General features: G+C 50.6%; 20 protein-coding genes. 8 read left to right on the top strand and 12 right to left on the bottom strand.

The genetic code is table 11. The annotated features are described in order from the left end of the window. Nucleotides 1–63: 63 nt before the first annotated feature. A complete protein-coding gene (locus AC1S52_RS08090; RefSeq protein ID WP_482028516.1) occupies nucleotides 64–5775 on the bottom strand; it encodes a glycosyl hydrolase in 5712 nt (1903 codons plus the stop codon). A 45-nt stretch (nucleotides 5776–5820) separates the two neighbouring features. Here AC1S52_RS08090 and AC1S52_RS08095 point away from each other — a divergent pair, with 45 nt between their 5' ends. Further along, nucleotides 5821–5943: a hypothetical protein gene (locus tag AC1S52_RS08095; protein WP_482028517.1), complete on the top strand. Its 123-nt coding sequence runs from the start codon at nucleotides 5821–5823 to the stop codon at nucleotides 5941–5943. A gap of 56 nt (nucleotides 5944–5999) precedes the next feature. Here AC1S52_RS08095 and AC1S52_RS08100 read toward each other — a convergent pair whose 3' ends face one another. Both AC1S52_RS08100 and AC1S52_RS08105 read right to left on the bottom strand, forming a co-directional pair. Beyond that, a complete protein-coding gene (locus tag AC1S52_RS08100) occupies nucleotides 6000–12095 on the bottom strand; it encodes an outer membrane protein assembly factor BamB family protein (RefSeq protein WP_482028518.1) in 6096 nt (2031 codons plus the stop codon). Between the two features lie 80 nt (nucleotides 12096–12175). Beyond that, nucleotides 12176–12409, bottom strand: a complete 234-nt coding sequence (locus AC1S52_RS08105; protein WP_482028519.1) for a hypothetical protein — start codon at nucleotides 12407–12409, stop codon at nucleotides 12176–12178. 466 nt (nucleotides 12410–12875) lie between these two features. Between AC1S52_RS08105 and AC1S52_RS08110 the strand changes: the two genes are divergently transcribed. Together AC1S52_RS08110 and AC1S52_RS08115 are read left to right on the top strand one after the other, a co-directional pair. After that, nucleotides 12876–13664 carry a C39 family peptidase gene (locus AC1S52_RS08110; protein ID WP_482028520.1) on the top strand — a complete coding sequence of 263 codons (789 nt, stop codon included), beginning with the start codon at nucleotides 12876–12878 and terminating at the stop codon, nucleotides 13662–13664. A gap of 469 nt (nucleotides 13665–14133) precedes the next feature. Next, nucleotides 14134–14793, top strand: coding sequence for an SDR family oxidoreductase (locus AC1S52_RS08115; RefSeq protein WP_482028521.1), 660 nt, complete (start codon nucleotides 14134–14136; stop codon nucleotides 14791–14793). A gap of 69 nt (nucleotides 14794–14862) precedes the next feature. On the opposite strand, the gene AC1S52_RS08120 is transcribed toward AC1S52_RS08115, so the two are convergent. After that, nucleotides 14863–15243: a metal-sensing transcriptional repressor gene (locus tag AC1S52_RS08120; protein ID WP_482028522.1), complete on the bottom strand. Its 381-nt coding sequence runs from the start codon at nucleotides 15241–15243 to the stop codon at nucleotides 14863–14865. A gap of 11 nt (nucleotides 15244–15254) precedes the next feature. Between AC1S52_RS08120 and AC1S52_RS08125 the strand changes: the two genes are divergently transcribed. Further along, nucleotides 15255–15494, top strand: a complete 240-nt coding sequence (locus AC1S52_RS08125; protein WP_482028523.1) for a hypothetical protein — start codon at nucleotides 15255–15257, stop codon at nucleotides 15492–15494. Between the two features lie 530 nt (nucleotides 15495–16024). Here the strand turns inward: AC1S52_RS08125 and AC1S52_RS08130 are convergent. Beyond that, nucleotides 16025–16282 carry a hypothetical protein gene (locus tag AC1S52_RS08130; RefSeq protein WP_482028524.1) on the bottom strand — a complete coding sequence of 86 codons (258 nt, stop codon included), beginning with the start codon at nucleotides 16280–16282 and terminating at the stop codon, nucleotides 16025–16027. Between the two features lie 268 nt (nucleotides 16283–16550). Here AC1S52_RS08130 and AC1S52_RS08135 point away from each other — a divergent pair, with 268 nt between their 5' ends. After that, a complete protein-coding gene (locus tag AC1S52_RS08135; RefSeq protein WP_482028525.1) occupies nucleotides 16551–16784 on the top strand; it encodes a photosystem II protein, Psb35-related in 234 nt (77 codons plus the stop codon). A gap of 105 nt (nucleotides 16785–16889) precedes the next feature. Here the strand turns inward: AC1S52_RS08135 and AC1S52_RS08140 are convergent, their stop codons facing one another. The 3 genes from AC1S52_RS08140 to AC1S52_RS08150 form a co-directional block, all read right to left on the bottom strand. Then, complete coding sequence (locus AC1S52_RS08140) at nucleotides 16890–18587, bottom strand: transglutaminase domain-containing protein (protein WP_482028526.1); 1698 nt, start codon at nucleotides 18585–18587, stop codon at nucleotides 16890–16892. A 190-nt stretch (nucleotides 18588–18777) separates the two neighbouring features. Continuing rightward, the gene (locus tag AC1S52_RS08145) at nucleotides 18778–20325 is read right to left on the bottom strand and encodes a tetratricopeptide repeat protein (RefSeq protein ID WP_482028527.1); all 1548 of its coding nucleotides are present in this window, start codon (nucleotides 20323–20325) and stop codon (nucleotides 18778–18780) included. Between the two features lie 257 nt (nucleotides 20326–20582). Then, entirely contained in the window at nucleotides 20583–20849 is a 267-nt protein-coding gene (locus tag AC1S52_RS08150) for a hypothetical protein (protein WP_482028528.1), read from the bottom strand. 87 nt (nucleotides 20850–20936) lie between these two features. On the opposite strand from AC1S52_RS08150, the gene AC1S52_RS08155 reads away from it, so the two are divergent. Further along, on the top strand, nucleotides 20937–21707 hold the full coding sequence (locus tag AC1S52_RS08155; protein WP_482028529.1) for a hypothetical protein: 771 nt from the start codon (nucleotides 20937–20939) through the stop codon (nucleotides 21705–21707). Between the two features lie 125 nt (nucleotides 21708–21832). Here AC1S52_RS08155 and AC1S52_RS08160 read toward each other — a convergent pair whose 3' ends face one another. Then, nucleotides 21833–22543 (bottom strand): DUF4058 family protein, encoded by a 711-nt coding sequence (locus AC1S52_RS08160; protein ID WP_482028530.1) that lies wholly within the window; start codon nucleotides 22541–22543, stop codon nucleotides 21833–21835. Nucleotides 22544–22653: 110 nt separating this feature from the next. Between AC1S52_RS08160 and AC1S52_RS08165 the strand changes: the two genes are divergently transcribed. After that, nucleotides 22654–22791, top strand: a complete 138-nt coding sequence (locus tag AC1S52_RS08165; RefSeq protein WP_482028531.1) for a hypothetical protein — start codon at nucleotides 22654–22656, stop codon at nucleotides 22789–22791. A 68-nt stretch (nucleotides 22792–22859) separates the two neighbouring features. On the opposite strand, the gene AC1S52_RS08170 is transcribed toward AC1S52_RS08165, so the two are convergent. Together AC1S52_RS08170 and AC1S52_RS08175 are read right to left on the bottom strand one after the other, a co-directional pair. Further along, nucleotides 22860–23201, bottom strand: a complete 342-nt coding sequence (locus tag AC1S52_RS08170; protein ID WP_482028532.1) for a Dethiobiotin synthetase — start codon at nucleotides 23199–23201, stop codon at nucleotides 22860–22862. A gap of 173 nt (nucleotides 23202–23374) precedes the next feature. Beyond that, nucleotides 23375–23824 carry a peroxiredoxin gene (locus AC1S52_RS08175; RefSeq protein ID WP_482028533.1) on the bottom strand — a complete coding sequence of 150 codons (450 nt, stop codon included), beginning with the start codon at nucleotides 23822–23824 and terminating at the stop codon, nucleotides 23375–23377. Nucleotides 23825–24150: 326 nt separating this feature from the next. Here AC1S52_RS08175 and AC1S52_RS08180 point away from each other — a divergent pair, with 326 nt between their 5' ends. Continuing rightward, nucleotides 24151–24426, top strand: coding sequence for a hypothetical protein (locus tag AC1S52_RS08180; protein WP_482028534.1), 276 nt, complete (start codon nucleotides 24151–24153; stop codon nucleotides 24424–24426). A gap of 185 nt (nucleotides 24427–24611) precedes the next feature. On the opposite strand, the gene AC1S52_RS08185 is transcribed toward AC1S52_RS08180, so the two are convergent. Then, the gene (locus tag AC1S52_RS08185) at nucleotides 24612–25052 is read right to left on the bottom strand and encodes a bis(5'-nucleosyl)-tetraphosphatase (RefSeq protein ID WP_482028535.1); all 441 of its coding nucleotides are present in this window, start codon (nucleotides 25050–25052) and stop codon (nucleotides 24612–24614) included. Nucleotides 25053–25065: the final 13 nt, after the last annotated feature.

The raw sequence follows: 25065 nt of genomic DNA on the forward strand, positions 1-25065 counted from the left end.
CCTTTTCCCTGGGGAGAAGGGAGCCAGAACTCTTCCTAGTCTTCAGCACCTTTAAAACACGCCCTAGGAGGTGACTACAACCATTTTCTTGGGCGGCACTGCGATCGGTTGGTTGTTGTTGATGGGCACCTGTTTACTGTTTGACAATGTTCCATCTGCACCCAGGCGATAGAACAGCACATAGCAAGTCTCCCAGCCCGGATTAAAAGCAACAAACGTAGAGGATACGGTTGGGGGATTTTGGGAACCCACTTTCGTAAATGCCGCTGTGAACACAATCTCATCGACCTCGGCACCCGTCTGATCAGTGACTCTGGCATAAATGCTCCAATCGGGGGGACCATACTCCTCCGTCACATGCATCAGCGTCAACACAGAGGTGGGTTGTTCCGCAGGCTGCATGGTTGCCTGACTGCCAGGTTCGGTACCCACCACATTCCAGCTCGTCCAGAGGCGATCGCTATAGGGTTGAATTTGGGTCGGGTCATCACCTGGGTTGTAGGGTACGCCACACAGTGCCGAGGTCATCGCCATACCCAGCCAGTTCCCCGGTTGATAGAGGGAGCTGTTTCTGGCATCGGTCCACTCCGGGCGCATCATTGCCCCTGCCCACTGTTGCATATAGGACAGGTTGCGTGTCATACCCATCGTCCAGGGTGTGGGAGGGTACGCTTGGATAAACTTTGACCCTGTTGGAAAGGCGTAGAAGAAGTTATTCAACGAGGGGCTTCCCTTCTGCAAAATTGAACACCCCGCACTAGCATCCCCATAGAAAGCGGCTGGGGCAGAATCCACAAATCCTGTGTCGGGGGCATACGTGTTTTCCCCCCCGTCTTTGCTGGCAGGGCTGCCAGTGGTGACCGGACACCAAGTGTACTGGTTTTGGCTGCCGCGCTTCAGGTTGTAATTCTTGTCGAGGAAATACAGATCGCTGGCGGCGTTGCCCGTGGTCAGCAGATAAATACCCTGGTCAACGATCGCCTTCCGATTAGTGCCCGCTCCCCAGAGAATGATCGAGCTAAACGCCTGCAATCCCTCCCAGGTAGAGTTTTCGTTTTCATCATCAAAGGGGGCATTGCCCGTCCCGTAGTAATCCCACACAGACCAAGGGTCTGGTTGTCCCCCATTTTCATTGGGATTTTTGCCATCCACCACAGATCCAGCCTTTCCGGGAGACACACCCGATGCCCAGGGATGACCATTCCATTGATCGAAGAAGGAATATTTGCTATAGGTGATGTGATTGAACTGGCAGGTATTGTTGAAGTCAAGGTAATCCGGCTCCAATGCCGGATCGTAAGCCAGGGTCTTCATCCACTGTTCGATCGCCGTTCCCATTTGATCGGGGTCTGCCCACATTTGAGCGGGTTTTGTGGCGCTCCAAGCTCCATCTAACAGTGCCAGCAACGCCGCCGTAGATAGGTAATAGCCATAGAAGTAGTGCTGGTCATTCCACTGGTCCGATACCCCAAATCCACTCCACAACATTCCCGGACCCCACTGCATCAGCCCCGTTTTGCCCGAGTTCTGGCTACCGGGAATGGCAGGTGGGTTCATTGTTGTGCTAACCACGCCAAAGACTGGGATGGTTGCGGTGGGATTGACCACGACTCGCCCAGCCGAATCATATTGGGCGAAATAAGCCATCTGCCAGTCAGCACTGGCGGGATTGTTGGTATAGGGTACCTGTTGAAAAAACAGACTGAGGGTACGCTGAAGCGCCTGGGTCATGGTCTTGAGACCACCTGTTAAACTTAGGAGCGGGTTGTTGGTCGCGTAGATGGGAAACTCAAACGCATTGTTGGTGTTGTCGGTTTGATCCATTGCAAACAGGCTGGCTCGTGCGGATGGCACATCCAGACCTTGACTAGCGTAATACTGCTGCAAGTGATACAGGACACCCAGAATCTTTGCAACCGCAGAGAGTGCATTCCCCAAGCCATAACCATCCGGCCCTGACGTACCCCCAAATCCACCCCCAAAGGGTCGCAGATTGGTAGAAGCCAATGTCGAGAAGCGGCAGATCAGCGAATCGTACAACACCTGCTCTACGTTGATGGATGGCTTTGCGGGTGTGGCAATAAATCCAGATGCCTGGTTTGCGGCGACCACCTGCCCTAGTTTGGCATAGCGAAGCACCAAAGGAGGGGAATCCACCGTCGCTGTTGAAGACGTGCTAATGTATCCTGCTCCAGGTTCAATCGCCGGACTACCATCTGTTGTACCAATCTTTATACTGCCATCGGGATTAGCAATATAGTTAATCTGGGCTGTTTGTCCCTTGGGTGGAGCAGTATTGTAATCATCCGTCCCTACCTTGCCCTTATTATTCATCAAAAAGATGGCAGGAATGGTGGTAAAACCGCTGTAATCTACGCCAGCCCTAAGGCTGACCCCCACAATCTGACCCTGTTCAACCTGAACATCCAAGGGCAGAGGGTTGGGGTTGGTGTAGGCAATAATGTCGGTTGGATAATTCGACCCAGGATACACCACCTTGACTGCAAGCAAGGTACCACCCGAACCTTCCGATAGCACAGGTCGCAGTGCGGCATCAAAGCCCTTGCCCCCTTCTAGCGTGAAGAAACCATCTCGGAAGAAACCACTCCCCCCACTCGTGGGAACGATATTTGTAATTTCTCCCTTCGCCCCAATGTTGTAGGAGAACTCTGGTATGACCAGGTTTGGTGACAGCAGATCCCCTCCAGTGAAGGAAATTTGCATATCTTCTGTATAACCAGAAATCGTTTCTTTGGTTAACTCAATGGCACTGATGCTGAAGCCAGAGTAAACCATTCCCTTTGTCGCCCGTTGCGGTTGGGTCCGATCGGCGGGAACCTTAAACGTCACCTCAAACGGTGTCGTAAAAGGAGGCACTTCAGATAGAGTTGCTGCGACAATCCTTCCATCCTGTGACTCAATACTTTGCAGAGAGAAGGAACGGTTATCTGTGGTTGAGACGCATTGCAGCACCGTTGCATCAGTCGTTGTGTAGCCCTTTCCAGGGTCAGTGATCAGGGTTTTGAAATAGGTCTGATCGGCGTTTACCGCAGTCACCTGCATTGTTTGCGCGGGCAAGCCAGGGGCGGGCGGCGGGACGTGTACCGTAACCGATTGAGCATCTTTGGCTGGATCACCCGAGCTAGGATAAGTCCCTTGAACAGTGAAGCCTCCCACATCACTGATCCCAACCGTTAAAATTTGTCCGGGCGTGATTACTTCGGCAGTCGCCCCCGTCCCTGTTCCCAGCACCTGGGCAGTAACAGTGGCAGCGGGGTCATTCACCCATCCCGCTCCCCCCACTACAACATTGCACAGCCCCTGTTGCAAACTGCTGCCCGTGCCCCCCGTAAACAGCGGCAGAACGATCGCAGGGTCCGTTCCTGCTTCATTGGTCGTTGAAACCTGAATTGTACTGCGATAGCCAGATCCCTGGTCGTTCATAAATACCGCCAGCACGATGCCACCCGCCACCTGGGCGCGGGCGGTAGCGGTGCGTCCTCCTGGCACCTGCGGCGGATCAATGTGTACGGTCACATCCGTCGGTGGGTTGCCATCGGTATAGCCGCTCCCTCCATCCACCACATTGATTTGCTGGATTTTGTCGGTGTAGGGTTGCAGAATGACCTGCAATTGGGCACCACTTCCTCCCCCTGGCGAAGCAATCGTTGCCTGGGGCAGGTCACCCTCTGCTGGATCATCCGTATCGGTCGGTAACCGGGTGTAGCCCGTGCCCACATCCGTTACGCGCACCCCCTGGATGCTCGTTTGGGGATACTCCTTCTCCCAGTTGGGCGGCGGGGTGAGGGGCAAAAAGTTTTGAAACAGAAATTGGGTGACAAATTGATCGGTTGCCAGGGTTTTGAGATTTCCGCGTGGTGTCCAGTAACCCCAATAGCTGGGAGAGGTTGGATCGCTCCGGTTAGCATTCGGAAGATTGACGGTTGCGATCGGCAGATCTGCCCCCGTGGTTTGCAGGGTTTGCCACACAATCTGGTTGCCGTTGGGTTGAGTCGGATCGACCGGTCCCAGTGTCAGGGGTTGATAGTGGTGGGGCATTAAAGCGATCACGGTTTTGGTCGGATCACTCGTCATCTGGGCGGCATTGGGCTGCCCTGCCGCGACAAAGGGATTGGTAACGAAGGTTTGGTAGGTGGTGGTCGCCAGATACAGATTGGTGACCTGATAAGCAATTTGTGTATCGGTCAGGAAGTTAAACGCATACCCTCCCATCGCTTCCGCCCATTGTCGAGCCGCCGCTAACCGCAGTTGTTCTGAGTCTTCTGAAATTTCGCTGTGGTAGTACCGCATCACGGGGATTGCCCCCACGACGTACCAGTTTTTCTGGTTTTTGTTCACAAATTCCAGAAAAAAGTAGGGATTGCCATCACTGTCGGTGCCGCTCTGTTGACTCAGGTCCACCGGAACCACCGTATCTTTTTTGAAGTAGATGGCGATGTAGGTGTGGTTGCTCTGTTGCCCTGGCGGGTTCCATCCACCCGGTAAGCCCGTTTGCTCGTTCCACTTGAAGGGTGTAACCTCGTGGTAGAACTGGTTCGGGTTGGTCTGGTTGCCGTAGAGCAGCACATATTGCACATTTTCGACTCCGGGCACATCCCAGACACCCTGCCCGGTCGAGGCATCGATCGCCATTCCGGCATTGGTGGAACGAGTTCCGCCGGTGTTATCGATGTGTCCCGGTTCGTTGGTGCGGATTAAATTGTAGAAATTGACATACTGGCTGTTGTTGGTTTCACACCAGATCAGCGGCGATCCCTGCGCCACCGACATTTTGAGATAATTGCCCTTCCCTGGCTGATTAAATCCAGTGCGGCGATACTTGTTCTGGTCATAATTTTTGGCGTTGGCGTGGGTGCCTTCCCAGATTAAATCAGCACTCCAGTCGCCCATGCGATCGACCTTGATGCAGAAGGGCGTCTGATCCCCGTGAGAGAGCGTTTCATCCCAGACGGGATAGGGGAAAATCTGGTTTCCGCTCCCCACCTGGTTCCAGGTTCCGGCGGTCATTAACTCAGTCGGGGTTTTAATTCCCGGCACCATCACCAGTGTTTCCAGCGGACGGGTGTGGACGTAGAGCCAGGATCTGCGCCACTCATCGGGGAAGTCAGGTTGTTGGGTTGGATCGATATAGTTGGCGTATTCCACCATGTAGGGATACGCCAGAGAAAGATTGGGACCCCGCACAATTTTCTTGTCTTGCCAGAAGCCGAGGTTGTTGGAGAATGGTTGCAGCGGTTGTTTTTGATAGCCAAATTTACCCGGTGCCCAGTTGTAGTTGATCCGGAAAGGATTGAGATAAAGCGGCTGTTGATCCAGGCGTACCGCTTTCCACGCGCCGTTATTTTTTGGATCTCTGATATCGTATCCGGCGGAATATTGCCACGAATAGTAGTCCCAATTTTCATCGTTGTAGAGCGGCGGGGATGGGTCTGTTGCCGGATCGTGATATCCGGGGGCTATTCCTGGGGGTGGAGTGCCATCGCCATAGAGAAACCAGCCCATCCAGGAGCGTTTGCGAATATTACGAGCATACTCGGTCACAGCCAGCCGTTGGGTTCCCACCACATTGGGATAACGGGATTGGTCGGGTGGGGAAGTGGGATTTGTTGCATCAACCGGCGGTGCTTGGCGATGCAGATAGGGAGTGACCGTTACAGGTTGTTGTGTATTTGGATCAACAAATTGGTTGTCCCAGGTAATTGGATTGCCAATTGGAATGCTGGTTGCTGGTGTCGCTGAAGCGGAGTCAGACATGATGATCTCCATTGTCTAGGGAGTGATAGTGAGGGGTGGAAGATTTTGCTGCAAGAGGTTGCTGGAATAGCGGCGATCGCCCCTTGTTTCTTGTTTCAAGGCAAGGGATTGGGACAGGGGGCGATCGCTCCTTTAGGCTTTATCTTTGGCAGTGCGTACTGGCTTTAATTGCCTGAGTTTGAAGGTAGCTGCCACGGCTCAGCGAGAAGACGACTGCCTGACAATCAGGAAATCTGGCATTGAACACCATCACCCCCAGTTTGATTGCCACACGTCACGGTAGAGCCAGATTTCAATACGTTCGCATTGACAAAACAAATGGGAGTTGATGTGTTTGGAGCGGATGTGCTTTGCTGTTGAATCAATAGTTGACTGGTTGGGTCAATTAAAACATCTGTAGAAGTTGGGTTTCCAGATGTTCCGTTCTCTAGCGTTGCAATGACTGTACCGCCCTGGACAACGACCACCGAATCACCAGCAGCAACCGTAAGATAGTTTTTAATCGTTACAGTCGCGTATGCTTCGGTCCAGTCCAGAAGCGTCATTAATCCTGATGTGAGAGGAGCTGCAACATCCAACACGACCACCACTGGAACAAGCTCCTCAATGTACTTCAGGGGGTTAATAATACCTGAAAGATAAGAAAGGAAGGTGGCTGCAAAGGAGATATTGTTCCAGGTACTTTTGTCTTGACTAGCAAAGAGAGAGCCGTAGATAATCACCCAAATACAACTCATAAAACACATCGAACCAGATGCCCAGTAGGATGCACCAGGATCTTCCGGGTCTGATTCCCTAGTCTTCACAGCCCACATGATCGAAAATAGGTAAGCGATAACACTCAGCCCAAATTCGATCCAACCGCTATCATCGGGGGTTTCTGTGGTTGAATAGGGCAAAGAAAGTGGAATCGAAGCCAAACAAAGCACGCAATAGGCGTAGACAAACGGTAAAAACGGATCTCCTTCGGGATCAGCATCTCCAAGAGCCGAGATAAACCCTGTTGCGGCTGAAATGATCATATAGGTGATACCGAAGCCGAGCCGTTCAGCATCAGTCCAAAGGTTGCCTTGAGCATCCACTCCTAATGCTGTAGTCGGTGATGGATTCAGCCCTGCCGCCGAAGGATACACCCCCTTAATCACGCGGAAAAGAATGGTCACAGGAATCGCAACCACAAACGTGATGATATTGAGCAGGGTCAAGTCTTCGCCGGTCAACAGCTTAAAGAGCCAGGTTATACCCGGAATTTCAATGGTGCTCCCCAACAGTCCACTGTTGCCATCTGTACCAATGAGGTAAGTAATGATTGTCCCAAAGAGTCCGAGTAGACCTGGTGTAGCGGGTATCGGTGGCTTCGCATTGGGGTCACCTGGGGCACCCACTGCCGCAGCCTGGGCAACATCAAAACCAATATCAATCACGCCCTCAATCACTAGCAGGAAATCTTGGAGGATTGAGTCGAAAAAACTGCTGGGTGATGAAAAATTGGCACTAAATTGCGATTGCAAATTTGCCATATCCTGGCTTACCAATGTTTCAAAGGATGCAATGAACCCACTAAAGAAATCGCTGATCGGATCATCATCCCCCACAGCTTGCTGATAAGTACTGGAGAGCGTGGCAGAGGGCAGGCCAGTTTTCATCCTTTGGGTTCCCCAACTGCTTTGCACTGCTTGGGAAGAACCACCTTGGGACCCTGCCGTATAAGCGGTATGTGGGGTTGCAAAACTACCCTGAGTTTGGGGCTGGTTGGCAATGGCTCCTTGCTGGCTAATGGGTTGACTGGGGGCTGCTTGGCGATGTAGTTCAAACAGCGCCTTAATCGCATCTTTGCCCTTTGTAAACTCATTCTGAACCGCGGGGATAACGTTTTTATTAACCGTATCTTCCAGGTTCAATAACTGATTGACGAGCCATTGCTTGATCCATTTTTGAGTCCAAATAATTTCCCCAAAGTGGAACAAAATGCTGAGGGCTTCCAGCACATCGGAGAGTACTTTCTCCAGCATGTTGAAGAAAGACCCGATCGCAGACGCAATATCTTCCAGGAATTGAATCTTGCAGTGAAAGACTTTTTCAATCCCATTCACCAGCAGATTGATTCCCACCATGACCGCATCCCCGATCGCGGTCACAATCTTGGTCACGATCTTAATTAAATTGTCAACCGCATTGGTTAACCAGCTCCAGAAGTCAGTCCACCAGTTCCCCAGGCGGCGACCCTGGAGCGATCGCTCTAAACTCGTCGTCGAAGAACTCCAGTCAGCTCCTGTCCAGGTGTCAAGTTCTGCCAGCGCATCGCTGTGACTACAGGTTTGAATGGAAGCCTTTAAGCGAGGGGTCGTGGGGTCTTTGGGGGGATTTTTGGGATCGATGCCCGAATCATAGATGAAGCCCACGGACTGCACTGGTGTCACGGGTCGCTGACTGGGAACATTTGTGGCAAAATAGCCCATGCCGTGCAGGTCAGTATAGGCAGTATACGCCTGGGATGTCGCTGCCAATTGCTCACCTTCGGTCGAATGGGGCACCAGGCGCGCTCCCTGCATCAGGCGGGAATAGGTTAACCGGGTGGAGGTATTGGTGCCACCCAGATTAATTCCCTGCTTCATCTGCCCCACTGCCGTTGCCGCATTCCCAGGTTGCCCAGCATTCACTTCATCCTGGCTAAATAGCGGCGTGCCGCTATAGTTGTGCGTGGTTGCCAGATTCACTTTGTCGGGGTCAGAATCGCTGGCATCCGCATGAGCCGTAGTGACCCGTTGGTGAAACTCCTGATCGGGGTTGACCACAATCCGTTCGTAGGAGTTCATAAAGCTTGCCCACACTCGTAATGGGGTGGCAAACATATCAGTGGCATCACTCACGATCGTCAGACTGCCGTCCGTTCCAGTTTGCACACTGACAAAGTCATCATCATCTGGACCAATGCTGCAAGTATAGGTGTTGGTTTTGGGATCGAGGCTGCCACTGGGACCACTGGGCGTGCCACTGAAGCCACCGAGGGTAATAACCGTCGGGGTATTGTCTGTCCGCTTATCTGCCCAAATTTTGAGAGGTTCCTTGGCACGGGGGGTTTTGGTGTTATCCACCACGGTCAGGTGAGTCTGATAGCGGTTCACCGAGGGTGGAATTGGATTATTGGGATCAGTGCTGCCGTTTGTCGCTGTTTCATCTGGGTCTTGCATCAGTTGCGATTCAATAATGAAATCGCGCAGCGCCTGCACCAGCACATCCACCCGCATGGCAAATACCTGAGAAATCACGACGGGATTATCAGGAGCTGGCACAACTCCTCCCGCTGCATAAAGGATGCCGTTATCTGCGGGTGCCAGGGTACTGAGCGCACCGATCGCGGTTGCTCCCGTGGGCAAATTTCCCCAGTTCCCCAGTTCAGGGACATAAAGCCAGAGGTTGCTCGATTGATCCGCAGGACCATCAAGCACCCCAACGCACACGGTCATTCCCCCATCTGCATCTTTATAGAGAGCAGGCTGGGAGAAAATGCCAGCACCCTGAGCCTCTATAGGACGCGGCGCAGATGTTCCTGCCCCAGTGTCAGGATTCACACTCCAAAGGTTACCGACGTAATCACCAAACCAGAGACTTCTTTGGACAGTGGGGTTTCCGGCGCGTGACCCATCATCATAGGTCAGGGCAGTGGTGCCAACGCCTGCTGGCAATGAGAACGACTTAACTTGTGGCGGTGTCGCAAATGGATGAACAATATACACCCCATAGTCATGGGGGATGAAAACCTCTATATCTGCATCTGCGCTGGTTGCGTGATTGATAATAACGCTTGTATTGAAACCGGCCCCACCTCCTGAGCCCAGTGGCGTTGGAGCCGTTTGAGGTAAGACATTCCCATTTGTCGCATCGAGAATCTTTAGGGATACCCCATTACTGTCAGAGTAACTCACATAAATTCGGTTTCCTGCAATGGCTGGAGTTGCATCTACACTACCCGTCAGTTGATGTGTCCAGACGGGTTGAGCGGCTGCATTCGAGGTAAAGGTACGGGCATCAAACAGATAGAGGTTGCCACCGCTATCCCCAAAACAGAGGTAGTTGCCATTTAACGCAGGCGGAGCCGGAATGTAGTTGGGAGTTGGATAAGACCATTGCAGTGCCAAAGTATCGGCATCAAATGCTAAAAGCCGTCCTGTTGGATCGGTTACGACTTCTGGAGTCTTAGTAGTTGTGACGTAGATTAATCCCCGCTTGGTATCAAGCACTGGACTGTTGTAGACAGAGTGAATCTCCTCAGCCACAGGCGTGCTTGCAACTTCTTGTCCCGTGTGCTGATCCAGAGCCACAATTTGTCCACTCCAAGACATCCCCTGGTCGTTTGTTATGTCTAGCATGTAAATCCTGCCCAACCCCAAAGCCATGAGTCCTGCTCCCCAATAGCTATTTGAGGTTTTGAACACATAGGGCGAATCGTAGCGATAAATCCCCTGACTGCCGTCGCTGTGCTGTGTCAAACAATGGGAGGAACCAAACCCTGTGGTGGCAACTCGCTGCACACTGACCACAGTCTCATCTACCGCCAACGGTTCCGAGGTTGCCGTTGATTCAGAAACCAGGCGATAGAGATTGGCATTGGGGGTGTTGTTACTATTGTTGCAGTGCCACAGGGTGCCGTCGTTGTTTGCCCCAATGTGGGTCGCCTGTCCTACCTGAGCGTTGGCAGTATAGGACTGACTCTGACTGTCGTATTGCAGCACGTTGTTCTGCCCGTCGCGTACCCACACCCGGGAATCATCCCCCACTGAAACCTGGTTGATCTTGCTCGCGTACTGGGGATGCGGGGTCCAACTGGTGCCATTCCAACTTGCCAACGCCTGACCGTTGGCTACCCAGACGCTGCTGTCAATTCCCACCGAAACGGAATTGACCGTTCCTTCAAAGCCGGTAGGAGATACAACAGAACTCCAGGTTTCACCATTATGTTGAATCGTTTCTCCAGCGGTAGTTGCCACCCACAGGTTCCCCATCCGACCGCTGGGGGCATGGTCCAATATGGGATTCCAGATCGCGGGCCAGTTTTGATGCAGGGTTGGAATGTATTGCAGGGGGTTCTGATTCATCTGCACCTGCAACCCGTTGTAAAAGAAAAAGCAAAAATCATCACCCACTGATGCGATCGCGCCTGCGGTAATGCTCGCTTGCCAGGAAGAGAGGGGGTTGGGACCCTCCACGATCTGAAACTCCTGACCGTCAAATGCTAGATCAAGTCCCTCATTTCCACGCCGCAATCTGATTTGCGAAGACTCACTGGGATCGCCGATAAAATAGACCGCATCAATCACGCCATTCACCCAGTTTGGTGTGGTGGGCCAGCCTGGAATATCGGTCAATTTGGCCCGCGGTTGAGACCCATCCACAGGCAAATACCAGCCGCCGTAGAACAGGTACAGGGTGTCACCCACGGCTGCCGCCCCCGTTATCCCCTCTTGGAAAGAGCGGGGCAGGGGAGCGTCGGGGTTTGTGGAGATCGAGGTAATCGGCAGAGGGGCACTGGTTTGTTGGGTCGAGACATTGACCGTGACATACTGATTGCCACGAAATACATAGAGGGTCTCCCCGATCGCGGCGGCAGCATCAATACCTTCCCCATGCACATTCCACTCATTGTTGATGGGGTCATAAATATGGGGTGCGCCCTGCTGGTCGATCGCCCAGAGGGAACCATCCCATCCCATCGACAGATCAGATGGAGCCGAGCCGGTCGGCAGCGTCGAGGCAATCTGTGTAAAGGTCGGTTGAATGCCCTCAATTAGAGAATCAGCACTTCCATAGCGATCAATAGCAGTTTGAGCCGCGTGAGAACGAAGCACCTTGGAATCATCTGGACAGTTTGGATGGTGCGGGTGATGCGGATGGTTCGGATGATTTGGATGATTTGGATGATTTGGATGATTTGGATGATTTGGATGATTTGGATGGTTTGGACGGTTTGGACGGTTCGGCGGATTGGTTGTCTGAGTTAGCTTCCAACCAAATCCCTTCGCGTGTTTCTGAGTGCGAAGATGGGATTTCGGATACATCCGCTTGATCCGAATGCTGCGTCTGGCTCGACGGTTGCCATTTGCCCGCTGTCGAAACTTAGTCGAAGCATTTAAGGATTGCAGTAGTGCCGCGATCTTCGTGTCTTGCTGGAGACTTTCCTGAGACATCCCCATCGAAATGGTTTTGCTTAAATGGAATCGTATGTTCTGGGTTGAACCATTGTTTTCTCTAAATTGAGTGGTAGAAGCAGACAACAGAATATTGGAAACAGACCGATTTTCAGGAGCGACTAGGGTTTCCATTGTTGAAATCTCCTTGTTGTTCATCAAATTAAGAAGGGCTTGCTATTTGAACCCGCAATCGTGGGTGGCGCAGTAAAGCGCTAGACTGACTGGTCAGGTGGATCTTCAGTCACTCCTGAGCATTCCTGAGTCTGATTTTCAGAGAGCGCCAGCTTCAAGGCATGGATTAATTCCTCAGAACTGGTGAAACCAAATCGTTGCCCCGTGGCAGGAATCTCCAGCGTAAAACGGTAGACGCTTATGTTTGCGTGAGAACTTTGTTCTGCCCAACAGCGAATCACATAGGTCATATAGGTGGCTAAATGTCTTGCCACGAATCTCCTGGCTTTGGCGCACTTGAGGCAACCCTATTAGTTATAAAGGGCGATCGCCAATCAAACGCCAATCAAACGCCAATCATAGGAACCTGCGCAACAAAAGTATATATTTGCAATGCTTTTGGCGTTCTTGTGGCGTTTCTCTTGCGAAGCAGTTTTACAATGCTCCCACATTGATCAGTTCAATCAGGACATCATTGCTCTTATAGCAGTCCTAAATCAGTTGTGAGAGTGAGAAGTTTTGTGAGGAAGAATCTCACAAGAATCTTTTCTCACAATCCAAATATAGTGTTTTTGAATCCAGTAAGGTACATCGATAGCTATAGAACCCTTGAGCCAAACAAATAGATGACCTCAATCAGAAAGGAAACGCTATAGCATCGCTATATCATTTCTGTCTTACAACCCCTTTTACCGCTTCAGGAGTGTACCCCCAGAGTAGTTTGTAGTAAAGGATGACATCATGACTTATACCCTGAAAGTGATTCACGACACCTGGCTGAAACTGAGTCCGGCTCAAAGCACAACCTTATCTGACAAACAAAAGCAGGCTATTTCAAGTGGGACATTATTACCGATCTCCAGCTATGAAATGGTGGGCAATCATCTAAAGATTTTTCTTGGTGATGACGTTCAAGGAAAACAGTTAGCTGATCAGGGGCATGACACCTGGTATGTATTTAAACCGGATGTGGAAATCCTTCAGGATGGGAAACCCTTGAGCTTAGTCTCCATATCGGTTAATTTACCCATTCCCCCCTACGACTACTACGATCAAAACGACAATCAGGAAGCACCCGGAGGATCATGCAATGTCACAGCGATCGCAATGGATCTGGCATATTTAGGTATCCCCCAAAAGCATCCAAAGATGCGGTATCCCGATGAACTAGATGCCTACTGCGATCAACATGGGTTAGACCGTCATTCGCCGCTCGATTTAGCTAAAGTGGTAGAAGCTTACGGATGCCAGGATAACTTTAGCTATAACAGCAGTTGGGATTTGATTAAAACCTGGATTTCAAGCGGATTGCCGGTTGTTGTGCATACCCAATTAACGCGATCGGGTCATGTGATTTTGCTGCGCGGATACGACGAAACAGGGGTCTGGGTCAATGATCCAAACGGAGTTTGGACTCCTGATGGATATGATGAAAGCAAAACCGGAGAAAACCTGCATTACTCCTGGGAGCTAATGTATCAAACGGTTTCCAGCGATAACCAGCTTTGGGCGCATCACATTACAAAATGATTCTGTGTTCCAACCTGCCTGTGCCGCTCAACTTCACCGTTACTCGTTCATTCAAAAAGAAAACCATTCAGATGTAGGCATCCGCACGGAATGGTGTGCAAAGTTCTGTTGGGTGGGGAATTAGGGTCTTTTTAAAGGCAAATTGAACGCCTGATTGCTCTGGCTCAGCAATTGGAAATTTACGGGTACCAGCCAGTCTTTGCGCTTAAAACTTATAACCTGAAAGGTATTGATTTCAAATGGCAGCAGGTTCTAGCTCCACGCCTACCATTTTTTGGGGTGTTGCTGATTTTGGGTATGAATTGAGAGTTGTATGAATTTGAAACTTCATTCCAATTCATTCCAATTCATACGGCTAATCAGCACGACCTTTAGGGATAGTATAAGTTGAAACTTTGTTCCAATTTATCCTGCTCTTCAGCATCACCGCTCATATGACGCATAATGATATGACGCATAAGGAGGAGCGATGAAAGCATTAGTTGCAGGTGCAAGCGGACAGACGGGACGACGAATTGTACAGGCGCTTGTGAGTCAAGGAATTCCAGTACGGGCATTGGTGCGGAATCAAGCGGCTGCTCAGGAAATCTTACCGCCAGAGGCTGAAGTGGTGGTTGGGGATGTGTTGCAGCCAAGCAGTTTAGCAGAGGCGATCGCTGACTGCACTGTCTTACTCTGTGCCACAGGTGCCAGTCCCAGTTTCAACCCTACCGGACCCTACCGGGTGGACTATGAAGGTACAAAAAATCTGGTCAATGCCGCCAAAGCAGCAGGGATCGAGCATTTTGTTCTGGTGTCGTCTCTCTGTGTCTCACGACTCCTCCATCCATTGAACCTATTTTTCCTCATTCTGGTCTGGAAGAAGCAGGCAGAGGAATACCTGCAACAGAGTGGATTGACCTACACCATTGTTCGACCCGGTGGGTTAAAAAATGACGAAAGCTCCGACCCTATTGTGATGGCGGCGGCTGATCACCTATTTGAAGGCAGCATTCCCCGCACGAAGGTCGCTCAAATTTGTGTTAAGGCACTCTCCCAACCCAATGCCCGCAACAAAATCGTGGAAGTGGTAACCCAGGCAGATGCTCCCACTAAGGGATTCGAGGAAATGTTTGCCAGTGTGGTTTAGTAGGGAGGTACGGGGTGTCGAGTGAGAGTTGGAAGTTGAGAGGTTTAGGGTACTAACCCCCTGACCTCACTACAAAAGAAAGCGATCAAGAGCAGTTTTCAACTCTTCAATTTCTGCTTCAATATTTCCTTCTTCAGCGGCGCGGGCGATGCATTGGGTCAGATGTTCATCCAAAATGATCCGTGCCACCCGATCGAGGGCACCCCGTACAGCAGCAACCTGAACCAGCACATCTGGACATGGGCGGCTTTCCTGAACCATTGTTTTGATGCCCCGGATGTGCCCTTCAATGCGAGAAAGGCGGTTGACGATTCGCCGCAGGGACTCTTCACTGTGGACATGGGGATGAATGGACGTATCGTGCTCATGGCTGACGTGGTCATGCTCATGGATATGACCATCATCAAGGTAATTGATCTCTTGTCGTCGGGGACGTTCAGTAGCTGCCATTCAGGTAAGGCTTGAAAAGTTCAGGTACTCAAGATTCTAGCCTGGTACGACGATGCTTTGTACAGCTATCGCTGATAGCTTATACCGAATTTAAACGGATTTGTGGGCACATCAAAGTTCAGGAGGGGCTTGGCAGTGCCAAGCCCGTACCGGGATCTGTTGTGGTGCAATTCAAATTGGTATTAGGACATTGGGAGCAGAGGTGGCGCGATCGCAGGGTGTCCTTTGAAGCACTGTTCCTGGCAGAATAAAATCCAGAATAAAGTAGAGAGGCTCCTCAGGTCAGGATTATAGCGTTTTTGAATCCAGTGAGGTACATGGATAGCCGTAGAACCCTCGATTCAAAGAGATAAGATGTACCTCACCCAGAAAGGAAACGCTATATGTCATTTCCTAACTTCTTTCTTACCTGGTGGAGAACAGCAAATTAGGACAGAGCCTGCAAGTCAAGATTTTGCGGGGTGAACAACCGAAGCAACTTTCTGTGAAAACAGCGGAACTGGGCGATGGGGCTTAGCGCCTGTATCAGATAGACTTCGTTTCCAAGAGAGTCCGTTAGTGCTTTTTCCCTTAGAAGATGTTTTAAATTCTTGTTACCTCTCCCGATGGGCTAAGGTGTATGCAGATCTCGGCTTCGTTGGAACCTCGCTCTGGGGGACTTCCCCCCTTACCAACATAGTTTCTTCGGCACAGCGACGCAGAAACATACGTTGTCCCCCGCCCCTTGGGGTCCTAACTCCCCCAAACCCCCCGCAAGACTTTTAGCGTTGGGGCTTCAAGTCTAGCGCGACGAGAATCGGTCAAACATTGCCTCCGCTTCAAAAAACAACCGTTCCCCTTGCCACCCAGTTGCTCTTGCTTGAAGGCCCAAATCGGATGAATGTTGCCATTGACGACGAGATCGCATCGTTTTGGAGGGGGTGCGGGGGACGCAACCTGTTTTACTGGTGAGAACTGACAAAGTTTTTCTCGTGTTCTCACTAGCAAAATCCCCTGCCACGGAGGTTGAGGGGCTGCCCCCCAAGCAGAGTTTTGGCATTCACCGTTGACTCTGCGATCGCCCTGCCGATTCAACTTTCATGACTTGTGTGTACATCTTCACCCTTGGGCTACGGTGTACACACAAGTTATCTGATCTAGCCAATGCTGGGCTTGATCCTCACATTCAGCAACGCCCATTACAAGCCAAAGCCGATCAACCGCCATCCCCAAGTCGGTTTTCCCCACCCAAAGGTAGATTTGCAATTTATGTAAACTTTTGTTACATTGATTTACATGACGAAACAAAACTTTACAGGAGGTTGGTTATGGCTGTTCTGATTGCAGTGTTTATTGTTGGTTGGGCTGCCGCAGCCATTCTGGGAACTCAAGCCTATTTTCGGGGTGAACAAAACAAACCCATTCATGCACGCAACTGGCGCTCTGAGTCTTTCGAGAAACTGTCTGAGTCAATCACAGGTACCAAAATCGACTACAGCGTTCGTGTTCCTGCCTTTAACACTTCAGATGCCTACGGCAGCAGCATCTTACCTGATGCGTAACGCTTTACAACTTTAAAAATTCGGTTCCTCCCGAATAACCTCTAGTCAACGCTCTCTCCCCTCGCATAAAGACATATGCGAGGGGGTTTTTGTTTGACTGACCACCTACTCAACCGAAGGTGGCAGTTCTCCTAGAATGGTAAATCGGACATGATTGATGGCTAATTCACCAATGGAAATATCGACTCCTGCATCGGCGGCGTTGATGGTTTCAAACGAAATACCTTTGCCAATTTCAGCGTGATACCAGGGTAAGCCCATGAAAAAGCGCGTGGGGTAAGGTCCCCGCTCTACTACATCATCGGGGTTTGACTCCATTGGTAGCCAGCCGTAGCCGGGAAGATAGAACTCCAGCCAGACATGGTTGTAGTCTGGTTCCAGCGGCACACGCTGTTGATTTGCTTTAGGCGGGCATTTGTAACGCCCGACCGTGCGGCAGGCGATGCCATTTAACCGTGCCAATGCCAGCAGTACGCCGACATACTCACCGCAGGAGCCAATCCCCCGTTCCAGGACCACATCTGGCGTGTCAATCTTTGAGGTGAGACTATAGGAGAGGCGATCGTAAACATAGTTACGGATTTTTAGGAGCTTTCGCAGCAGGTTGGTTTCGGTGCCGATCGCCTCCTGGGCTGCCTGCTTAATGATGGGTGTATCCATTGCCAGTTCATCATCATCAACCAGGTAGCGTGTCTGATACTCCGGTGAGAGAGACGGAACCCTATCTACATCGTCTGGGTTGAACAGGTACTTAATACCCCGTACTTCTAGCAGCGCCTTCCAACCAAACAGGTGACGTTCGTTAAACTTGAGCGAGTCAAACCGGAACACAGCAACTCGCTGCCCATCCTGAATCTCTTCTGTGAAAGGCAATCCAATCGGTTCCACCTTGAGGACTCGCTGACGGTGAGTTTCGGTAGGCAGGGCAATCCGCCACTCCACATTTTTTAGATCAAATTCTTCCAGCGGCAACATTTCCTCGGCATAGGACATTTCCACTAGAAAGCCATTGGAGAGCGCGTAATGGTCTTTGGGGTTGAACTGAATGTAGAGCGGATGGATGAACGTGCGATCGCGGAAAGTTAGCTCAAACTGTCCCTCTGGATTGTTGGGATTATCCCGAATGTAAGGTTCTTCCCCAGCATAGGAAACATACAGAACCTCTTCGCCGGTTTCAGGGTTAGGCAAAAACGTTAGCCCTGAAGGTCCCTCGTAGGGGGTGAGTACACTGAACTGAAGCTCACCCGTTGCCCGATCCAGACAGTAAACACTTTGCTCAGTGCGATCGCAGAGCCATAATTCTTCTCCCCGAATCATCAAATTTTCAGCGCCTACTCCCGGTAGCGGAAAACGGGTAATCAGCCGCTGCGGGTTGAACTCAAAAATGGAAATATAGCCTTCTTTCTGGCTGGATAGATAAACTGTTTTTTGCCACACCCCGATCCCATCAACTGGATAGGGCATTGTCAGGAAAAGCTGAGGCTTTAAAGTGTTCAGGTCACAGAAGTACACACTGTTATCACGGGCAAACCAGAGTGTTTCTTCCCAAATGGCTAACCCAGTTGCATCAATAAACTCATCTACCTGGTTAGAATTCAGAATGGTTGTGTTGTCGGTCACCGGGTCAACTTTCAGAAGATATCCCCGCACCGAATCCAACGCCACTAAGTCACCATTTAAAGTAGCAATGCCCTGAATGGCATAGGCTCCCAGGGGGTAAATTGTGCGAGGCTGAAACCGATAACCGGGAACTGGCTCTGGAGAAGTCGTTACCGGAGAAGATTGCGCGTATTCGAGTTGCATGTCTGCCCATCCCTACTAACCTCCCAAATGATAAACACAATTGAGGCTTTATATCTGTATCTAAAGTCGTCTTGCTGAGGAAAGGGGTGGTGGTGAGGAGTGAGGAGGGAGGGGTGAGGAGGTGCGACAGGATGAGATTTAGCCTTCAGCCTTCAGCCTTCCCATAACTCCTCTTTCTGCTCACTGGCAACTAAATCGCTTTGTGTCTGCTTTCAAGCGCTCTAATCGCGTTGCTGATTTCGAGACTGCGGGCGCGATCGCTCAACTTTTCATAGATCGACTGTGCCCCTTTATAGAAAGAGAGGGCTTCCTTGTATTTTTCCTGACGAGCATAGGTGACCCCAATGTTGTAGCGGGTCGTGCCCTGACCAGGAAGGTCCCCAATCTGTTCGTAGACTTTCAGGGCTTCCTGGTAAGCATTCAGCGCTTCGGCATACTGTTCGAGGCTGATGTTGACCCCTCCAATGTTGTTCAGGGTGGCTGCTTCTGCCTCATGATCGCCAACCTTTCGGATTATCCCCAGAGCTTGCTGATAGAGATCCAACGCTTTGCCATACTGCCTCTCATATTCGTTGGGGTCAGCGATGAGGACACCTTCCTGATCAGAATTCTTGGCTTTGGCGTTGTCTGCCTGGGTCCGGTAAACAAAAGCAATATTGCTTAAGGTGGTTGCCTGTTCGGGTAAATTACCCATAATTTTGACAGCGGTTAAAGCCTTGTTATAGATCCTCAGGGCATCGGCATACCTCCTCTGGCTGAAATACACCCCTCCCAGGTTATTCAGTACAGTGATTTCACCTTTGCGATCGCCCAACTGGTTATAAATCTCTGCGGCTTTAAGATAGGTTCGCCCCGCCTCTTCTAGAGCCATCTGCTGATTCTGGGGAGCCTCATAGGCTGCCAGACTGCGGTAAATGAAGCCAAGGTTATTTAGAGTGGAGGCTTCCCCCAAGCGATCTTTCAACATCCGGCGAATTGCCAGGGATGCCTGGTAGTGATCCAGGGCGCTCTGATACCACTCCTGACTCTTTTCCACATCTCCTTTACTCTGGTGAAACTGGGCAGTGCGGCGGCAAACAAAACCAATGTTGTTCAGGGTAGTGGCTTCGCCCCAGCGATCGCCCATCAGCCAACGGTTTTTTAAGGCGGCACTATATTCTTTTAGTGCTCGGTCAAAATCGCCCTGGCTCAGGTAAACCCCCGCCAGATTATTTAAGGTGGTACCTTCGCCTGCTAAATCACCAACCTCCTGACGTAATATCAAAGCTTGTTCGTAAAACTTGAGTGCCTGCGGGTAGTTTTTCTGGTTTTCGTAAACGGCTCCAATATTGTTCAGGGTGGTGGCTTCGCCCCGGCGATCGCCCAACTGACGATACACCGCTAAGGCTTGGCTATAGGACTCCAGCGCTTCCCCATACTTTTCTAAGTTGTATTGAACATCACCGACTCCGCTGAGAGTATTGGCTTCCCCTAAGCGATCGCCCCCCTGACGATAGAGTTTCAGAGCTTGCTGAAAATTAGTCAGTGCCATCTGATTTTGGGCACTCACCAGCCACCTTTGCCCTTCCTGAAATAGCTGGTCAGCCGGTGTTTCAGCCGCCACGATAGATTGCTCAGGGGCAGGTTTTGCCAGATAGGAAGCAAACCCAACCGAAGGAGAAGTAATCACAAAAGATAGGATCAGCAGAGTCAGCAGTGGCTTAGGAGGTACCCTATCTAAATGCAGGCAGGCAAACATGAAAAAATCCTCTGATACCAGGGGTAAAACTGGTCAGTTAACTAATACGGTGCTTTGAACAAAAATGCCGGAAAACTTTATAAATTTCTTTATAGCGGGACACCCTGAAATGTCTGAAGATCTACTTATTAACAGGTCTCTAGTAGCCTAGCGTCTGATTGCCTGCGAGAATTCACGGAAGCTTTACCAGTGCCCATTCAGTGTCTATGAAAACTTTACTTTGTGCCTTTCGACACTCAGTACTATGCGCCTCAGCCCTACATCTCGTTAGTGGGCATTCCTGATGGCGCTGTTGTCACAGGACGGGCAGTAGAGCCAATCGCTTCATCCGAGGTCAATATCATCTCGCGATCGACTATACCCAACCACCTCAACCCCTCCCCCTCTCCTCTAGCTTTCCATCCATGCGCTACCTTGTCACCACCAACGCTGACCGCCTCCCAACCGACCACCAGATCATCATGGTCGATGGTACGGTGCCGGACTGGATTGCAAAACCCGGTGATCTGCATTGGGATCATCATCGTCCAGACGGAGCCAATATCCAGATTGGTGAGATTCCCCTCCCCCCTTTCCCTCTTTCCTCTCTCCCCCTCTGCTTCGTGACCACAATGGTGGACGCTGATGCCTGTTGTGCCGCTGCTTGGGTACAATTACCCCGTGAACGGCTAACCCCAGAAACGATCGCCAAACTGCAAGCGATCGCCTGGGACTGCGATCACCTGATGGTTCCCGACGAGTTGAACCAGTATGCTGAATTTGCCACCAAAGCCGATGCGGCTTTGAAGAAAACCAGTGAAGGCATCGCCGCCGAATTGGGTTTGCCCCATGAACGCAAAGAGTGGACAGAGGAACACTGGGAAGCCTATTCATCCGAAGCCTTTCGCCAGGGAACTGAGTGGTTGATGGCAGCGGCAAAGGGTGAATGTCCCTATCCTGGAGAATGTGGTGAAGCCGATGATTATTGGCAGCAGGTTGAAGCCGATGCCCAGATGTTAACGGCGGAAAACCGGATTCAATGGATTGCAACGAAACGAGGCGCGATCGCCATCTGTGACGGGCGCGGAATTGGGCATACTGTTGATCCACGCTCCTTTTACCAAGCCATTCAATCGCGTATCCAGACTCTGCGAGCAGAAGCAATTACCATCCGCGATCATCGTCTGGGAGGAAATCAGTACACTTTGGGCAGCATTCCGCTGCATCCCGAACAACAACATCTCGATTACACCCAGGGCACCTTCGATCGCTTGACGCAGGCAGAACAAGCAAAAGATCCTCAAACCGGAAGTTGGGGCGGTCGTCGCACCGTAGGAGGCTCTCCCTGGAATCATCCTTCTCTGCTAACCGTAGAGGAAATTGTTGCACTTCTGGATAGGTAACTGGATGGGTAACTGGATGGGTGAGTAGGCTGTGCAAAACATTTTCCCAAACAATCACATCACGGTTTATGGCGTTGCTGATTGTGGGTATGAATTGAGGGTGGGCTTGCGAATCTGTGATGACCTCAGGAGAACTTAGGAATGCGTTGTCGAACACAGGTATATTGATAGGACTGTTCCAGATCCACAGGTAGATAAAACCCACCTTTAAGGTACAGCGGCAGAATGGGGAGATGACCTCCGACGGTAAAGGTTTCCTGCCAGAAATCTAAATGGGGTGTGCCATCCGTTTCTGCAATTCGGTAGGCAACGGCATACAAGTCGGACTGCACTGGCTCAACCTGTAACTCCAACCGCTTCATTAACTCGTTATGTAAGTTTGCCGAAAGGGTTGTGACAACATCCACTACAATTAGCCCAATTCCCTGTTGCAGATAAGTTTGACATTTAGAAGTAAACGCATCTCGGTGAGCCGGACGATCTTTATTGGCAGGACTGATCAATTCGATCGCCCCCACCAGCGTAGGTCCCTCTTGAACACTAAAAACTTGCACCTCAACGATGTCTATAATGAGCTGGAATGGCAGCGTTGCGGTGGGCGATCGCGGTATCCATTGTGGGTATTCTTGAGCTTGACGCAAGGGACTACCGAAGCTTCCTTCACTGTAAGTTGCTACGTCAACTTCGATCCCAAACTGGGCATTAGGTTCGGCAAAGTAGCCTTCTGGCAACATCTGATTCAACTCGTCTGCCAGGTAAGTTGACCACGCATTGTGGAAGCTGTGCCAATGCCGCCGAGTGCTCAAGGGAGGGCGAAAGTGGTCGAGGAGTGGCATAGGATCTCACTCAGGATTAGCAATCTGCTCTTACGATAGTCGAACCTCATCACGATTGCGACTCAAGCAGCAATAAGGAAACGCGGCGTTTCAGAATAGAGGTATGAATCATGCCGGAACCGGAACATCCCAGAATTTCGGTGGTGCTGAACAGCAGTATGAATTGGAACGAAGTTTCAATTCATACCACTCTCAATTCATACCCAAAACCAGCAACGCCTGCCAGGGAGGCTAAAGGCAAAGGCTGAATGTAGAGCACACCTGACTCCCTACCACCTACCACCTTCTGCTCCCTGAACCCTGCCATCAAAGTTACCTATCCTTGCCACGTTCCCAGGAAAATGCTTTTTACAGCAACCGCAATTCGATCCAGGTCTTCGTCTAGCAGGGGGGGCCACGCTACGCCATTTCTGCGTCCAAGTTCAAATTGCTGACGGCTCTCGCTGGATAACAAATAGAGGGCAGCAGCAAGCTCTCGGTCTAATTCGCTGACATCTCGCAATGCTTCAAACACGACTTTTAACGCTAGCAGGATAGAAGTCACCTGACCAGGAATGGGGGGATGTCCTAGCTTGAGGCGAGGGAGCAGCGCATCTGCATTGTCCCCTATTGCCATTCCCTGAGCGACCAAAAGATGATGGGCAGTCTCGTAATCCACAGGCTGACTCTCTATTCGAGTTTAATGAGTCCTAATAGTAATCGCTATTGAGTTATTGGGAGCAGTTTTGATTGCAAAAATATCCCCTACTCGTTGGAGTAAGGGATATCCCTGAGAGGCAAAGCTCAACGAAACGATGAATTTCTTTAGGAAACTTTGGCTAAAAGGTAAGGCTATGCACCAATTTCAGCCAAAATATCCACTGCGTGGGTGTCTGTTTTGACCGTGGTGTAGACCTGGGTGATTTGACCACTACCGTCGATAACATAGGTTACTCGCTTGGCGTAGCGCATTCCGTTCATTTCCCCTTCTACGTCGTAAGCCTTGGTAATGGCTCCATCCCCATCCGCCAGCAGCGGAAACGGAAGACTGAACTTTTCAGTGAACGCCTGGTGCGACACCTCATCGTCCATACTGACACCAAGGACGGTGATGCCCTTGCTGAGGTACTCGGCGTAGTTGTCTCGGAAGTTGCACGCTTCTTTGGTACAACCAGGAGTGTCGTCTTTGGGGTAAAAGTACAGCACTACAGTCTTGCCAGCAAAGTCAGACAGCGAGACAGTATTGCCATTGGTATCTTTGGCTGTAAAGGTTGGAGCGGTATCGCCAACTGATAGAGGCATAATTTTGATTCCCTTCCGATGGAAGAACACTACGAATTTTAATATTGATTGCGATCGCCTGATAACCTCGAATGGCTGATTCCTATACACGGTTGGGCACAGAAACTTTTTTCAGCAAATCTCAGCTTCAAGGATGATGTACGATTCCAGGCAAAATTCCGTATCATAGACTACAGAAAACAATTTTGCCGCATCCTGGCTTACTTGGGTAGTCATCCAGGTTTCAGAAAACCGGGCAACGTAATCGTTTCTCTCCGGTTAAAGACGCTTTAGTGGATGAACCTGCGGTTGCTTCAGATTGCTGCAATGCCTGGACCAAATCAGCAATGAACCTTGAAACTGAATTTCGGATTCGTCAACAACTAGAGAGCCTGGTGCCGGAGCTTGCCAACACTCCGACCGAACCGGGTCGTTCCAATTGTCTTACCTTTGAATCGGAGTTTGAACCGTCTACCTGGGTCAAGTTGCGGCAGCGCCCCGATCCTTTTAGCTCTGATGAGGCACTGCTCCTGTGTCAATGTTCAACAGAGCAGTGGATTGCCTGGGTGCCCAATCACGGCGAAATTGTATTAAACCAGAGAGACTTTCAGGCATTCGACTAAGGGACTCGCAAATTAATAAAGTCCCAACGTCATTCCCGCACAGGCGGGAATCCATCGTGGAGCAGCTTGTCTAGCGGGTACTTTATTTTGAGGCACATCCTTAAAAGAAAAGCCTATCTAAAAAGCTTTGACCGCTCAAGCCCCCCCTAAACCCAGGAAAGTTTTCGGATAGGCTTAAAGGATTTTCAGGCAAAGGAACGATTCAGGTATTCATGCACATCTATCAGAACTTGTTTGCCGCCTGTGAACGACATTAGAGCGATCGCCGACTCAAATTCCACCCAGGCATATGCCCGGATCTCTTCTTTCTGGCATTTCACGATTGAGGATTGGACCAGAGCCGGAAAGTAAATAACCGTTTTGCGGAATTTTTGCCTTCGACGGGTAAAGAAATATTGCTCGGTAAACGATAACTCATGCAGGACGGTGTAACTCGTAATTCCGGTTTCTTCTACAAATTCCCGGCACGCTGCTTCTAAAGGGGACTCTCCCGAATCGGCGTGCCCTTTGGGAAAGCCCCAATGCCCTGCATGGTGCTGAATTAACAAAAACTGATAACCATTCCCCTCGCGCAGAATGGGGACAATTCCAAATGCCTCGTCTTCGGCAAATTTTGAACCAACCATGATCGTTCTGTTC

The organism is Kovacikia sp. CALU 1929 (genome assembly GCF_056784235.1).

Excerpts from the sequence above, each read along its gene's own strand:
- AC1S52_RS08145 (WP_482028527.1), bottom strand. The coding sequence starts at position 20,325 with ATGTTTGCCTGCCTGCATTTAGATAGGGTACCTCCTAAGCCACTGCTG.
- AC1S52_RS08090 (WP_482028516.1), bottom strand. The coding sequence starts at position 5,775 with ATGTCTGACTCCGCTTCAGCGACACCAGCAACCAGCATTCCAATTGGC.
- AC1S52_RS08165 (WP_482028531.1), top strand. The coding sequence starts at position 22,654 with ATGCCGGAACCGGAACATCCCAGAATTTCGGTGGTGCTGAACAGCAGT.
- AC1S52_RS08120 (WP_482028522.1), bottom strand. The coding sequence starts at position 15,243 with ATGGCAGCTACTGAACGTCCCCGACGACAAGAGATCAATTACCTTGAT.
- AC1S52_RS08155 (WP_482028529.1), top strand. The coding sequence starts at position 20,937 with ATGGTGGACGCTGATGCCTGTTGTGCCGCTGCTTGGGTACAATTACCC.
- AC1S52_RS08150 (WP_482028528.1), bottom strand. The coding sequence starts at position 20,849 with ATGATGATCCCAATGCAGATCACCGGGTTTTGCAATCCAGTCCGGCAC.
- AC1S52_RS08185 (WP_482028535.1), bottom strand. The coding sequence starts at position 25,052 with ATGGTTGGTTCAAAATTTGCCGAAGACGAGGCATTTGGAATTGTCCCC.
- AC1S52_RS08135 (WP_482028525.1), top strand. The coding sequence starts at position 16,551 with ATGGCTGTTCTGATTGCAGTGTTTATTGTTGGTTGGGCTGCCGCAGCC.
- AC1S52_RS08175 (WP_482028533.1), bottom strand. The coding sequence starts at position 23,824 with ATGCCTCTATCAGTTGGCGATACCGCTCCAACCTTTACAGCCAAAGAT.
- AC1S52_RS08130 (WP_482028524.1), bottom strand. The coding sequence starts at position 16,282 with ATGCCAAAACTCTGCTTGGGGGGCAGCCCCTCAACCTCCGTGGCAGGG.
- AC1S52_RS08110 (WP_482028520.1), top strand. The coding sequence starts at position 12,876 with ATGACTTATACCCTGAAAGTGATTCACGACACCTGGCTGAAACTGAGT.
- AC1S52_RS08140 (WP_482028526.1), bottom strand. The coding sequence starts at position 18,587 with ATGCAACTCGAATACGCGCAATCTTCTCCGGTAACGACTTCTCCAGAG.
- AC1S52_RS08160 (WP_482028530.1), bottom strand. The coding sequence starts at position 22,543 with ATGCCACTCCTCGACCACTTTCGCCCTCCCTTGAGCACTCGGCGGCAT.
- AC1S52_RS08100 (WP_482028518.1), bottom strand. The coding sequence starts at position 12,095 with ATGGAAACCCTAGTCGCTCCTGAAAATCGGTCTGTTTCCAATATTCTG.
- AC1S52_RS08115 (WP_482028521.1), top strand. The coding sequence starts at position 14,134 with ATGAAAGCATTAGTTGCAGGTGCAAGCGGACAGACGGGACGACGAATT.
- AC1S52_RS08180 (WP_482028534.1), top strand. The coding sequence starts at position 24,151 with ATGAACCTTGAAACTGAATTTCGGATTCGTCAACAACTAGAGAGCCTG.